Source organism: Paraburkholderia sp. BR10936 (genome assembly GCF_040965735.1).
Classification (GTDB): Bacteria; Pseudomonadota; Gammaproteobacteria; order Burkholderiales; family Burkholderiaceae; genus Paraburkholderia; species Paraburkholderia nodosa_A.
This window is the reverse complement of sequence record NZ_JBFRCM010000004.1, coordinates 420047-432314: the sequence shown is the minus strand read 5'-3', so window position 1 is coordinate 432314 and position 12268 is coordinate 420047. Positions and strand designations below refer to the sequence as shown.

The window sequence follows — 12268 nt, the reverse complement described above, 5'->3', positions numbered from 1 at the left end:
TGACGCGCCGACGCCGCGCGACCCACGAGGAGACTCTGCCATGAACGACCACGTCTACAAGCAGATCGAACTTACCGGCTCGTCGAAGGTGTCCAGCGACGACGCCATTCGTTGCGCCATCGCGCGGGCATCGAAGACGTTGCGCTACCTGCACTGGTTCGAGGTCGTGGAAACGCGCGGCCTGATCGAAAACGATCAGGTCTCGCACTGGCAGGTCACGATCAAGGTCGGCATACGCATCGACGACTGACGCGGCGCGGCGTTGCGCTGCTAGAACGTCAAACGGCTGCGCGCGCCTCTCAGCGCTACACGCAGCCGCTTCGCGTACGCACGTCGAAATCGTACGAGGAATGCAACTCGCACCCGCGCCGTGCAGGCATATGCCTATTTCGGCAGCGAGCCGTCCACGCCTTCGACGTACCAGTTCAGGCGTTGCAGTTCCGGGTCGGTCAGCGTCTTGCCGGCCGGAACCTTGACTGCGCCCGTCTGATCCTTGATCGGGCCCGTGAAGACGTCCCACTTGCCGCTCGCGATCTGTTCGCGCTTCGCGGCGACCGCCTTTTGCGCGTCTGCCGGGAGCTCGGACGTGTTGACGTCGCCGAGATCGACGGCCTTTTGCGGAATGCCCCACCACACGGGGTCGTTCTTCCACTTGCCATCGAGCACCTGCTGGATCGCCGCGACGTAGTACACGCCCCAGTTCGCCTCGACCGAGCCCAGGTGCGCGTGCGGGCCGAACTTCTTCATGTTTGAATCCCAGCCGAACGCGTGGACCTTCTTCTCTTCGGCGGTGGCGAGCGTCGCGCTCGAATCGGTGTTTTGCAGCAGCACGTCGGCGCCCTGGCCGATCAACGTTTCGGCGGCCTGCTTCTCCTTGCCCGGATCGAACCAGCTGTTGATCCAGATGACCTTGGTATGCACCTTCGGATTCACCGAGCGCGCGCCGAGCGTGTACGCGTTGATGTTGCGCACGACTTCGGGAATCGGCACCGAGGCGACGAAACCGAGCGCGTTGGTCTTCGTCGCGTAACCCGCGGCGACGCCCGCGAGATACGCGCCCTGATACATGCGCACGTCATAGGTGCCGAAGTTCGGCGCCTTCTTGTAGCCCGTCGCGTGCAGGAACACGGTGTCCGGGAAATCCTTCGCCACCTTGAGCTGGAAGTCCTGATAACCGAAGCTCGTGCCGAAGATGATCTTGTTGCCCTTGTTCGCGAGATCGCGGAACACGCGCTCCGAGTCCGCCGACTCCGGCACGTTTTCCACGCGCGTGATCTTGATCTTGTTGCCGAACTTCTGCTCGGCGACCTTCGAGCCCTGATCGTGCGCGAAGGTCCAGCCGGCATCGCCCGGATTGCCGAGATAGACGAACGCGACGCCCGGCGCGTCGGCGGCGTGGGCCACGGGCGCGAGGGCCGCCGTGCCGCACGTGGCGGCGACGGCGAAAGCGGTCAGGATGGTTTTTTTCATCGTGGATCTCCTGTCGTGAATGGGGAACTGCGAGCGTTCAAGGCGTTTTGGTTAGTATTCCCGATAGACTGCCCGTCTTAAGCAACCGCGCCTATGCGGCCCCAAAGAACGGCTTGCCGAGCGAAGCCGGCGCGTTCAGGCGGATCGTGTTCGGGTTGCGCGAAATGAGCACGAGCACGACGATCGTCGCGACGTACGGCAGCATGGCGAGGAACTGCGTGGGCACCGGCACGCCCACGGCCTGCGCATAGAACTGCGCGCCCGTGACCGCGCCGAAGAGCAGCGCGCCGATCAGGAGGCGGCCCGGGCGCCACGTCGCGAACACGACGAGCGCGAGCGCGATCCAGCCGCGCCCTGCGGTGATCTGCTCCTGCCACAGATGCAGCTGCACCACGGAGTAGTAGCTGCCCGCGAGGCCCGCCATCGCGCCGCCGAAGGCGGTCGCGCCATAGCACACGCCGATCACGGGAAAGCCCACCGAATGCGCGACCTGCGGCGACTCCCCGACCGAGCGCAGCACGAGCCCGGCGCGCGTGCGATAGAGAAACCAGCCGACTACGGCGAACATGATGAACGCAAGGTAGTCGACAGGCGTGAGGCTGAAGAGCGCCTGCCCGACCACGGGCAGTTGCGAGAGCCCCGGAATCGGCCAGGCCGCGATGGTCGCCGAGGTCGCGGCCGAGGTGTACGGCTTGCCGACATACGCCGAGAGCCCGACGCCGAAGATCGTGAGCGAGAGGCCCGTGGCGACCTGGTTGGCGAGCATGGTGAGCACGAGAAAGCCGAACAGCAACGACATCGCAATGCCGGCGGCCATACCCGCAACGAGGCCGAGCCATGGGCTGCCGGTAATGGTCGCGACCGCGTAGCCTGTGACGGCGCCCATCAGCATCATGCCTTCCACGCCGAGGTTGAGCACGCCCGACTTCTCGGTGACGAGCTCGCCCACGCCCGCGAACATGAGCGGGATGGCGGCGGTGACGGCGCTCGAGGCGAGCGAGCTGGCTTGCTGGATATCCATGTCGTGTGGCCCTTTTGATTGTTCTCTGGCTTGCGCTGGTCAGTTCGCAACCGCGACCGGATGACGGCGGCGCACGCGATAGTTCACGAAGAGGTCCGCGCCGAGCAGGCAGAACAGCAGCAGCCCCTGGAACACGCCGGAAAGCGCCTGCGGCAATTGCAGCGATGTCTGCACGGCTTCGCCGCCCAGGTAGAGCAGCGCCATCAAGAGGCTCGCGAGCACGATGCCGACCGGATGCAGACGCCCCACGAACACGACGATGATCGCCGTGAAGCCGTAGCCCGGCGACCAGGTCGCCTGCAGCTGACCGATGGGACCGGCAATCTCGCCCATGCCCGCGAGGCCGGCGAGGCCGCCGGAAAGCAGCAGCGAGGTCCAGATCGTCTTCTTCTCGGAGAAGCCCGCATAGCGCGCAGCGAGCGGCGCGAGGCCGCCCACGCTCATGCGATAGCCCGCAAAGCTGCGGCGCATGAAGAGCCACACGAGCGGAATGGCCGCGAGCGTCAGGAAGATCGATGCGTTCAGGCGCGTGCCGCGCAGCCAGTGGATGCGCCAGTCGCCGCCGAAGGTCGGATAGAGCGCGTCGCCGCTGAACATTTCGGAGAGCGGAAAGTTCATGCCCTGCGGGTCGCGCCACGGACCGCTCACGAGCCAGATCAGTAGCTGCGTGGCGACGTAGGTGAGCATCAGGCTCGTGAGGATCTCGTTGGTGTTGAAGCGGCTCTTGAGCCACGCGGGAATCGCCGCCCACGCCATGCCGCCCAGTACGCCCGCGAACATCATCAGGAACAGGATCCACCAGCCCGTGGCCTGATCGAAATAGATCGCCACGCCGCTCGCCGCGATGCCGCCCAGCACCATCTGCCCTTCCGCGCCGATGTTCCACACGTTGGCGCGATACCCCGCCGCGAGACCGAGCGCGATCAGGCATAGCGGCGAGGCCTTGAGCAGGAGCTCGGACCAGCCGTTGATGCTCGACAGCGGTTCGATGAAGAACGCGTGCATCGCCTGCAAGGGATCGCGGCCCACGAGGCCGAAGATCAGGAAGCCGATGGCGAGCGTGAGCAGCGCCGCGATGAGCGGCACGGCGATGCGCACCGTGCGCGACGGCGTCGTGCGGGCTTCGAGTCGGTACGGGAAGATCATGGTCGTGAAGTCGGTGGTCGGTCTCGGGTGGTCGATGTGCTTTAGCGCGTTGTTATGTGTCGCAGGTCACGCGTTCGCCACGGTCTGCGCGGGCGGCTCGCCGTTGGGCCGGCCGCCGTCTCCGCGATCCGCGCGCTCGCCGAAGAGCCCCGCCATCCAGCGGCCGATTTCCTCGGCGTTCGTCTCGCCGGTCAAACGCGCGGGCGAAAGGCGTCCGCCCGCGAGCACGGCAATGCGGTCGCAGATGTCGAAAAGCTCTTCCAGTTCTTCCGAGATCACGAGTATCGCCACACCGCGCGCCGAAAGATCGAGCAACTGCTGGCGAATGAATGCGGCCGCGCCCACGTCCACGCCCCAGGTGGGTTGCGCGACCACGAGCACCTTCGGCGCCTGGAGAATCTCGCGCCCCACGATGTACTTCTGCAAGTTGCCGCCCGAGAGGCTTTGCGCGAGCGCATCCGGGCCGCCGCAGCGCACATCGAACGCGCCGATGCAGCGCTCGGCGAACGCGCGCATCGCGCCCGTCCTGAGCCAACCCGAGCGCACCATGCCTTCGCGGTGTGCCGTGAGCAAGGCGTTTTCGGCAAGCGACATGGCCGGGACCGCGCCGCGCCCAAGGCGTTCCTCCGGCACGAAAGCGAAGCCGAGCTTTCGGCGCGCCCCAGCCGAAAGGCGTCCCGAGGCCTTGCCGCAAATCCTGACGGCATCGGCGCTCACCCCGTGACGGGCCGCTTGCGCCTCGCCCGAGAGCGCGGCGAGCAGTTCCGCCTGGCCGTTGCCCGAGACGCCGGCGATACCGAGTATCTCGCCCGCATGCACGCCGAACGAAACGTCGTTGAGCGAGGTGCCGAACGGATCGTCGCTCGGCATCGACAGATGCCGTGCTTCGAGCAGCACGTCGCCGGGCGCGTGTGCGCGCCGCGTGTAGTCGGGCAGTTCGCGCCCGACCATCAGCCGCGCGAGCGACGCATGCGTTTCTTCGCGCGGAATGACGCGGCCCGTGACCTTGCCGCCGCGCAGCACGGTGGCCGTGTCGCAAAGCTCCTGGATTTCGTCGAGCTTGTGGCTGATATAGAGAATGCTGCAGCCTTCGGAAGCGAGACGCCGCAGCGTGCCGAACAACTTGCGCACCGCTTGCGGCGTGAGCACCGAAGTCGGTTCGTCCATGATCAACAAACGCGGATTCTGCAGCAGGCAGCGCACGATCTCCACGCGCTGACGCTCGCCCACCGTGAGGCTATGCACGTGGCGCTGCGGATCGACATCGAGGCCGTATTGCGCCGACACCTCGCGAATGCGTTTGCCGAGCGTTTTCAGGTCGAACGGTTCGTCGAGCGAGAGCGCGATGTTCTCGCCGACGGTAAGCGTTTCGAACAACGAAAAATGCTGGAACACCATGCCGATGCCGAGTTTGCGCGCCGCAGCCGGACTCGCGATTTCGACGGCGTGGCCTTCCCAGCGGATCTCGCCCGCGTCGGGCCGCACCGCGCCGTAGACGATCTTCATGAGCGTGCTCTTGCCCGCGCCGTTCTCGCCGAGCAAGGCGTGGATTTCGCCCGGCGCGACCGAGAGCGTGACATCGTCGTTCGCGCGCACCGCCGGGTACTGCTTCGTGATGCCGGCAAGCGCGAGGCGCGGCACATCGCTGCCGTTTTGCCCAAGCGTTGCCTGACGAGAAGAAGAATCACCCATGGAGGTTCCGCCGTTGTACGTAATTGCTGTTCGTTAACCCGATTGACGCTGGCCGCCGTGCGGGGGTGACGATACCTGTTAGCCCTGCGAAGGTCGAGCCGTCAAAATTCGCTGTTGCCTCGCTGCATGAGGCTGGCCGGCATGACCCCGGCGCGAGCCTCGGGGTAAGCCTCGCTTGACGCCACTTTTTGTCCATATTAAAAACGATATACCCCCAAGCCTCATCGATCAGCCAGAACATATAATTCGGAGAATTCATGAGTCAGCAACGCGAGGCGATCGACACGTACCTCTTGCGCGTCTTGCACACGCTTCTGATGGAGCGCAGCGTGACACGCGCAGCCGTCAAGCTCAATCAGTCCCAGCCCGCAATCAGCGCGGCGCTTCGGCGCCTGCGCGACATCACCGGCGACCCGCTGCTCGTGCGCGGCAAGTCCGGCATGGTGCCGACCGAGTACGGCCTGCGCCTGCTCGAGCCCGTGCAGAACGCACTGCGCGAGATCGAGCGCATCCGCTTCCAGCAGCACAATTTCGATCCGGCCACCTCTATCCGTTGCTATCGGATTGGCTGTCCTGACTATTTGAACGTCCTGTTCGTGCCGACCGTGGTCGAGCGCTTCCGCCTGGCCGCGCCCAACGCCACGCTCGAGTTTCACTCGCTCGGGCCTGCGTTCGACTACGAGCTCGCGCTCGAGGAAGGCAAGCTCGATATCGTCATCGGCAACTGGCCCGAGCCGCCCGAACAACTGCACCTGTCGAACCTGTTCGTCGACCAGATCGTCTGCCTGATGAGCAACTCGCACCCGTTCGCCAAGCGCGGCGGGCTCACGCTCGACCAGTATCTGAACGCGCCGCATCTCGCGCCCACGCCCTACTCCGTGGGCCAGCGCGGCGCCATCGACGTGCACCTCGCGCGCGAGCGCCTCAAGCGCCACGTGGTCGTCACGCTGCCGTACTTCAATCTCGCGCCCTACGTGCTCGTGAAGTCGGACCTGGTCTTCACGACCACGCGCCTGTTCGCCGACCACTATGCGCGCTTCCTGCCGCTCACGGTCGTACCCGCGCCGCTCGACTTCCCGCCGATGCAGTACTACCAGTTGTGGCACGAACGCTGTCATTACTCGGACGAAGTACGCTGGTTACGCAGCCTCATCGCCGAAGCGACGAAGACGCTGATCGACAAGCCTTGAGCAGCACGGCCGCACGCTGCTGCGGCCGCCTGAACTTTCAATACGTCCATGCGTGGCGCGCTTGCCTCAGCGCGCCATCTGCACGAGTTGCGCCGCGAGCCGGTTATGCCGCTCGATGACCGGCCCAAGCTCCACCGTCTGCAACACGCCGTCCTTCACGACCACGCGCCCGCCGATCACGCTCAGCGCGACCTGCGAGGGTGCGCAGAAGACGAGCGCAGCAACAGGATCGTGCAGCGCACCCGCGAAAAGCGGCTGGCGCAGGTCGAACGCCACGAAGTCCGCCGCCATGCCGGGTGCAAGCGCGCCGATGTCGTCGCGGCCCAGCACCTGCGCGCCGCCCAGCGTCGCGATTTCGAGCGCTTCGCGCGCCGTCATGGCATCCGGCCCGAAGCCCACGCGCGCGAGCAGCATGGCCTGCCGCGCCTCGGCCACCATCTGCGCGCCGTCGTTCGACGCCGAACCATCCACGCCGAGCCCGACCGGTACGCCGGCGAGCCGCATCTTCTTCACGGGCGCGATGCCGGAGGCGAGCCGCATGTTCGAGCACGGGCAATGCGCGACGCCGGTGCCGGTCCGGCCGAACAAACCGATGCCGTGATCGTCGAGCTGTACGCAGTGCGCATGCCAGACGTCGCGGCCCACCCAGCCCAGGTCCTCCGCATATTCGGCGGGCGTCATACCGAACTTTTCGCGGCTGTAAGCAATGTCGTTGGCGTTCTCGGCGAGATGCGTGTGCATCGACACGCCGTAGTGCCGTGCGAGCACCGCCGATTCGCGCATCAGGTCGCGGCTCACCGAAAACGGCGAGCACGGCGCCACGACGACGCGCAGCATCGCGTACCGGCCCTCGTCGTGATACGTCTCGATGAGGCGCTGCGTGTCGGCGAGAATCGCGTCCTCGCGCTCGACCACGGAATCGGGCGGCAAGCCGCCGTCCTTCTGGCCGACGCTCATGCTGCCGCGACTTGCATGAAAGCGCATGCCGATGCGCTGCGCCGCGCGGATGCTGTCGTCGAGGCTGCTGCCGTTCGGATAGATGTACAGATGATCGCTGGACGTCGTGCAACCCGAGAGCAGCAGCTCCGCCATCGCGGTGAGCGTCGAGACCTCGATCATCTCGGGCGTGAGGTTCGCCCATACCTTGTAGAGGCTGGTGAGCCAGCCGAACAGTTCGGCGTCCTGCGCGGCGGGCACGGCGCGCGTGAGGCTCTGGTACATGTGGTGGTGTGTGTTGACGAGCCCCGGCGTCACGAGGTGGCCGCTGGCGTCGATCAGCTCGTCGGCCGTGGCGGGCAGGTCGGCCGTCGGGCCGACCGCGACGATGCGGTTGCCTTCGACGTAGAGCCCGCCGCCGCGAATCTCGCGACGCGCGCCGTCCATCGTCACCAGCATGTCGGCGTTTTTCACCAGCAATGTCTTGCCGGGCTTTTGCGGGTCTTGCGGGTTTTGCCGCTGTGCGAGAGTGGGTTCCATCGTCCTTGTTCGCTCCGTTGTCGTGCCGCCACGAGCCCTGGCTTTTCGTTCGGACTCGCGCACGGCACGTGAACCAGACGCCCTCGCCTCACCCGCCGACCTCGCCGGTCGCCCAGGCGCCCGGTGCCGACGCGTCCCGACGAGGACGCCGCTGGCCCGGTTACCCGGCGTCCACCGCCGTCTTCGGGACGCGCAGCACGCGCTGCGCATGGCCTATACGATCCGCAACCAAAATAGTCGTGGCAATTCGCGCCGCTGCGATACCCAAATTTACGCCACGCATATAAAGGTCGATTTTTGGCGTCGCTACGATGCCAACAAGGGACGCGCGAATCCGGGGCGCAATGAGTGACAGCATCCAGGCAGTCCCAGGGCTCACCCTCATGCGTGTCGCTTTATCTTTCCTATCGCGCGCGCGCTCCGGGTGCGATCGTTCTTAAAATGCGTTCACGGCGCTCGCTTCGATCCGCCGACGGGTATGTAGCCACTGATGTGGAGCCTCGATCCGCCGCAATGCATCATGCATGGGATCGAGAGCTGCCGCTGAAACCTCGCAATCGCACCAGGCACTCACAAGGAAAACTGCGAATGGGCAAGCTGACTACCCACGTGCTCGACACCGCGAACGGCCGTCCCGGCGCGGGCATCAAGGTCGAGCTCTTTGCGCTCTCGGGCGACGCGCGCCGCGCGCTCAAGACCGTGACCACCAATGACGACGGCCGCTGCGACGCGCCGCTGCTCGAGGGCGTTGCGCTCGCCAAAGGCGAATACGAACTCGTGTTCCACGCCGGCGACTATTTCGCCGCTCTCGGCACGAAAGTGCCCGAGCCGCGCTTCGTCGACCGCGTGGTGCTGCGCTTCGGCATCGCCGACGCGGGCTCGCACTACCACGTGCCGCTACTCGTTTCGCCGTGGTCGTACAGCACCTATCGGGGCAGCTGAGCATCAATTGGGCGGCCACCGCAACACGAACTCGTCGGGCATTCCGGGCGATCTTCCAGCCCGACTCATCAAGCCCGAGGACATACAAAAAACAATGGCAGCGCGGCAGCGCGCATGGGTCACTCTGCGGCCCCAACGCTACGCGGCGCGCTCATACCCCGCAGTTAGCACGTGCGTTCAGACGCGCGCGCAATGCATCAGGACTGGAGACGTTTCATGGAAGGCTTTATTACCGATTGGCTGAACCTCGCACTGCGCTGGTTCCACGTCATCGCGGCGATCGCCTGGATTGGCGAGTCGTTCTATTTCGTCGCGCTCGACAACAGCCTCAAACCGCCCACGGACCCGAACCAGCGTCGTCGCGGCGTGTTCGGCGAGCTGTGGCACGTGCACGGCGGCGGCTTCTACAACATGCAGAAGTACACCGTGGCGCCGCCCGAAATGCCCGATGACCTTCACTGGTCGAAGTGGCCGTCGTACACCACGTGGCTCTCGGGCGCGTCGCTCTTCACGGTGCTGTATCTCATGGCGCCGAACACGTATCTGATCGACAAGAACGTGCTCGACATGGGTCCTGTCGTCGCAATCTTCTCCGCGCTCGGCTTCCTCGCCGCCGGCTGGATCGTCTATGACTCGCTGTGCCGCGTGCTTGGCACAAAGGACAAGCTGCTGGGCGTATGCGTAGGCCTCTATGTCGTGATCGCCGCCTACCTCGCCTGCCACATCTTCTCTGGCCGTGCCGCGTACCTCATCATGGGCGCGATGCTCGCGACGATCATGTCGGCCAACGTGTTCTTCGTCATCATTCCGGGCCAGCGCAAGATGGTTGCCGCGATGCTCAAGGGCGAAGTGCCGAACCCGATCTACGGCAAGCGCGGCAAGCAGCGCTCGGTGCACAACACGTATTTCACGCTGCCCGTGGTGTTCGCGATGCTGTCGAACCACTACGCCATGACCTACGCCCACGCCTATAACTGGGCCGTGCTCGTGGTGATCATGCTGGCCGGCGCACTGATTCGCCAGTTCTTCGTGATGCGTCACCGTGGCCAGCAGCTCTGGTATCTGCCGATCGGCGGCGTGGCCCTGATGTTCGTCGCGCTGGTGTGGACGCTGCCGCGCCCGGTCGTGCCTCAGGCCGAAGCCGCGAACGCACCGTCGCTGAAGGTTTCCGACATTCAGCCTATCCTGCAGCAACGTTGTGCGGCCTGTCACTCGGCGCACCCGACGTTGATGGGCGCAGCGCCGGCCGGCGTGATGCTCGATACGCCCGACGAGATTTCGCAGAACGCGCAGCGGCTCTATCAGCAGGCTGTGACGCTCAAGGCGATGCCGCTTGGCAACGTCACTCACATGACCGACGACGAGCGGCAGAAGATCGCCACCTGGTTCCAGGGCGGTGCGAAGCAATGATGTAGTTGGCAGCGCGAGTGGTTTGCCTCGCGCTACGTGAGATGTGACTGGAAGGACCCGAGGCGCGACGCGCTTCGGGTCCTTTTGCCTTTGGTACGGTCGTTGCTGAGGGGGTTGCGCGTTGGGCTGCGAACCATTCGGGCTGGCGACGGCAGGCGCATAACGCAGTCGGGCGCCGCTGAGCATACAGAGCGCGTATGCCAACGACCCTCGCCACCTGATCCAATCGACGTATTGAAGCGTCGCACACAGCCATGAATGACTCGCCACGTTTCACCGCGCCTTCATCCGCAAAACGAAAAAAAGCCACGTCTCGGACGTGGCTTTCTCCTGCTGATACGGACTGCCTGGTAATTCCGCGAATTAGCGCATCGCCGCCTTCATCGCTTCTTCCGTCAACCAGAACGACTCAGGCAGATCCTGCTCGTTGAGATTGAGCCCGTCTCCACCGCGGTCGACGACGATGAAATCGCTCACCTCGCCCAACGCAATCAGCGGGTGATGCCAAACGCCCTTTGCATAATTCACGCCCTGCCAGCCGCGCGAAACGAACGCGCGAACCCGGGTGACATCCAGATCGCCCGCCGGTGCGACCACCACGAGATACGGCTTGTCGTTGAGCGGCACGAACGCCTGACTGCCCAGCGGATGCCGTTCGAGCATCTTCACTTCGAACGGCAGCTCGCGCGGCTGCCCGCGAAAGAGATTCACGAGCGTGCGGCCGCCCTCGTCGGTCACATCCACTTTCGCGAGATCGTGAAAGCGGATGGTCGTCCCTAGATTGATCGGAATCTGCTTCGCACCCGCGAGTTCGATCACGTCGCCGAAGGGCGCGAACGCCTCGGGCGTGAGCGGCTCGATAGTCAGCGTCGTCCTTGTTTCACTCATGATGGCCTCGTCAGCGTATCAGGCGAGCGTGCCCCAGAGGCGTACACGCGAAACGCCGCCGTCCGGGATGATGTTGAAGCGCACGTGCGTAACCGGACCGAGCGCCGCCAGTTCGCTTTCGTAGTAGTGCTGCTTGTCCATCTGCAGCTTCTGCTCGCCGAGCAGCACCGGCCAGAACATGGCCTGGGTCACGAGCGAGCTGTCCGTGCCGCCCACCACGCGCGCGGCCTGGAACGAGCAGCGATCGGGATAGTTGCCCTTGAAGTGCGCCGTATCGACTTCGATCTTTTTGATGATGCCCGGCTGTGCGAGCGCAATGATCGCCCAGTCGTTGCCCGGCTCCCGGCGGCGGCGCGTTTCCCAGCCGTCGCCCATGTTCACGCCGCGGCCCGGCATGAGCAGCGTGGAGGCCATGCCAAAGTGCTGGTTGTTCGCGCTAACGAGGTACGCACCGTTTTCCATCGCGGCCAGGTCGAACAGTTCGGTACGGCTCGCGCCCGCCCAGTCCACCTGCGGCTGGCCGTACACGCGCAGACGCGCGATGCCGCCATCGGGATAGATATTCACGCGCAGGTGCGTGTACGGCTTGTCGCTCGACACTTCCACGTAATGGTGGCTATTGCCGTTCAACGAGGTCGAAGGAACGATCTCCGTCCATTGTGTCGTGGCCGTGGGTGCGCCATCGGCCACGTACGCGCCCTCCACCGATGCCGCCGGCGGGTAGTTGCCCGTGAAGTGGCTCGTGTCGATATCGAGGCCCTTGATGACGCCGGGGCGTGCGAGCTTCACGATGCACCAGTCATAGCCGCTCGTGCGCTTGCGGCGCGTTTCCCAGCCGTCCATCCACTTGCCGTGTTCGTCGTACTTGCCCGGAATAAAGACGGCCGGCTCCGGATTGAGCATGCGATCCTTCGGCGCGAAGAAGTCGTCGCTCGCCTCGAGCGCCTGCGCGCCCAGGCGCGGGTCCGCGAGATTCACGAAGCGGCGCGTGAAATCGGGGGCGTTGGGATCGAGAGTCGGGAGTGCCATCGTT

12 protein-coding genes are annotated in these 12268 nt (G+C 65.1%); 5 read left to right on the top strand and 7 right to left on the bottom strand.

Features of this window, described 5'->3' with window-relative positions; all coding sequences use genetic code 11:
* Window positions 1-40: 40 nt before the first annotated feature.
* Window positions 41-250 (top strand): dodecin, encoded by a 210-nt coding sequence (locus tag AB4Y36_RS11580; RefSeq protein WP_069265657.1) that lies wholly within the window; start codon window positions 41-43, stop codon window positions 248-250.
* Between the two features lie 134 nt (window positions 251-384).
* On the opposite strand, the gene AB4Y36_RS11575 is transcribed toward AB4Y36_RS11580, so the two are convergent.
* The 4 genes from AB4Y36_RS11575 to AB4Y36_RS11560 form a co-directional block, all read right to left on the bottom strand.
* Window positions 385-1470, bottom strand: coding sequence for a BMP family ABC transporter substrate-binding protein (locus tag AB4Y36_RS11575; protein WP_368683014.1), 1086 nt, complete (start codon window positions 1468-1470; stop codon window positions 385-387).
* Between the two features lie 91 nt (window positions 1471-1561).
* The gene (locus AB4Y36_RS11570; RefSeq protein ID WP_368683013.1) at window positions 1562-2491 is read right to left on the bottom strand and encodes an ABC transporter permease; all 930 of its coding nucleotides are present in this window, start codon (window positions 2489-2491) and stop codon (window positions 1562-1564) included.
* 39 nt (window positions 2492-2530) lie between these two features.
* Window positions 2531-3637, bottom strand: coding sequence for an ABC transporter permease (locus tag AB4Y36_RS11565; protein WP_069265654.1), 1107 nt, complete (start codon window positions 3635-3637; stop codon window positions 2531-2533).
* A gap of 66 nt (window positions 3638-3703) precedes the next feature.
* On the bottom strand, window positions 3704-5329 hold the full coding sequence (locus AB4Y36_RS11560; protein ID WP_342945813.1) for an ABC transporter ATP-binding protein: 1626 nt from the start codon (window positions 5327-5329) through the stop codon (window positions 3704-3706).
* Between the two features lie 257 nt (window positions 5330-5586).
* Between AB4Y36_RS11560 and AB4Y36_RS11555 the strand changes: the two genes are divergently transcribed.
* On the top strand, window positions 5587-6519 hold the full coding sequence (locus AB4Y36_RS11555; protein WP_069265652.1) for a LysR substrate-binding domain-containing protein: 933 nt from the start codon (window positions 5587-5589) through the stop codon (window positions 6517-6519).
* 66 nt (window positions 6520-6585) lie between these two features.
* Here AB4Y36_RS11555 and AB4Y36_RS11550 read toward each other — a convergent pair whose 3' ends face one another.
* Complete coding sequence (locus AB4Y36_RS11550) at window positions 6586-7995, bottom strand: 8-oxoguanine deaminase (protein WP_368683012.1); 1410 nt, start codon at window positions 7993-7995, stop codon at window positions 6586-6588.
* Between the two features lie 208 nt (window positions 7996-8203).
* On the opposite strand from AB4Y36_RS11550, the gene AB4Y36_RS11545 reads away from it, so the two are divergent.
* From AB4Y36_RS11545 to AB4Y36_RS11535, 3 genes are all read left to right on the top strand, one after another.
* Window positions 8204-8347 carry a hypothetical protein gene (locus tag AB4Y36_RS11545; RefSeq protein ID WP_368683011.1) on the top strand — a complete coding sequence of 48 codons (144 nt, stop codon included), beginning with the start codon at window positions 8204-8206 and terminating at the stop codon, window positions 8345-8347.
* 236 nt (window positions 8348-8583) lie between these two features.
* Window positions 8584-8937 carry a hydroxyisourate hydrolase gene (gene uraH / locus AB4Y36_RS11540; RefSeq protein WP_028204021.1) on the top strand — a complete coding sequence of 118 codons (354 nt, stop codon included), beginning with the start codon at window positions 8584-8586 and terminating at the stop codon, window positions 8935-8937.
* Between the two features lie 216 nt (window positions 8938-9153).
* On the top strand, window positions 9154-10347 hold the full coding sequence (locus AB4Y36_RS11535) for a urate hydroxylase PuuD (RefSeq protein WP_069265649.1): 1194 nt from the start codon (window positions 9154-9156) through the stop codon (window positions 10345-10347).
* 363 nt (window positions 10348-10710) lie between these two features.
* On the opposite strand, the gene AB4Y36_RS11530 is transcribed toward AB4Y36_RS11535, so the two are convergent.
* Together AB4Y36_RS11530 and alc are read right to left on the bottom strand one after the other, a co-directional pair.
* Window positions 10711-11235 carry an ureidoglycolate lyase gene (locus tag AB4Y36_RS11530; RefSeq protein ID WP_069265648.1) on the bottom strand — a complete coding sequence of 175 codons (525 nt, stop codon included), beginning with the start codon at window positions 11233-11235 and terminating at the stop codon, window positions 10711-10713.
* Window positions 11236-11253: 18 nt separating this feature from the next.
* The gene (gene alc, locus AB4Y36_RS11525) at window positions 11254-12264 is read right to left on the bottom strand and encodes an allantoicase (RefSeq protein ID WP_342945815.1); all 1011 of its coding nucleotides are present in this window, start codon (window positions 12262-12264) and stop codon (window positions 11254-11256) included.
* Window positions 12265-12268: the final 4 nt, after the last annotated feature.

What these genes read in the sequence shown, in the direction of transcription:
- AB4Y36_RS11545 (WP_368683011.1), top strand. Translation starts at nt 8,204, where the DNA reads ATGGCCTATACGATCCGCAACCAAAATAGTCGTGGCAATTCGCGCCGC.
- AB4Y36_RS11575 (WP_368683014.1), bottom strand. Translation starts at nt 1,470, where the DNA reads ATGAAAAAAACCATCCTGACCGCTTTCGCCGTCGCCGCCACGTGCGGC.
- AB4Y36_RS11530 (WP_069265648.1), bottom strand. Translation starts at nt 11,235, where the DNA reads ATGAGTGAAACAAGGACGACGCTGACTATCGAGCCGCTCACGCCCGAG.
- AB4Y36_RS11570 (WP_368683013.1), bottom strand. Translation starts at nt 2,491, where the DNA reads ATGGATATCCAGCAAGCCAGCTCGCTCGCCTCGAGCGCCGTCACCGCC.
- alc (WP_342945815.1), bottom strand. Translation starts at nt 12,264, where the DNA reads ATGGCACTCCCGACTCTCGATCCCAACGCCCCCGATTTCACGCGCCGC.
- AB4Y36_RS11535 (WP_069265649.1), top strand. Translation starts at nt 9,154, where the DNA reads ATGGAAGGCTTTATTACCGATTGGCTGAACCTCGCACTGCGCTGGTTC.
- AB4Y36_RS11560 (WP_342945813.1), bottom strand. Translation starts at nt 5,329, where the DNA reads ATGGGTGATTCTTCTTCTCGTCAGGCAACGCTTGGGCAAAACGGCAGC.
- AB4Y36_RS11555 (WP_069265652.1), top strand. Translation starts at nt 5,587, where the DNA reads ATGAGTCAGCAACGCGAGGCGATCGACACGTACCTCTTGCGCGTCTTG.
- uraH (WP_028204021.1), top strand. Translation starts at nt 8,584, where the DNA reads ATGGGCAAGCTGACTACCCACGTGCTCGACACCGCGAACGGCCGTCCC.
- AB4Y36_RS11565 (WP_069265654.1), bottom strand. Translation starts at nt 3,637, where the DNA reads ATGATCTTCCCGTACCGACTCGAAGCCCGCACGACGCCGTCGCGCACG.
- AB4Y36_RS11580 (WP_069265657.1), top strand. Translation starts at nt 41, where the DNA reads ATGAACGACCACGTCTACAAGCAGATCGAACTTACCGGCTCGTCGAAG.
- AB4Y36_RS11550 (WP_368683012.1), bottom strand. Translation starts at nt 7,995, where the DNA reads ATGGAACCCACTCTCGCACAGCGGCAAAACCCGCAAGACCCGCAAAAG.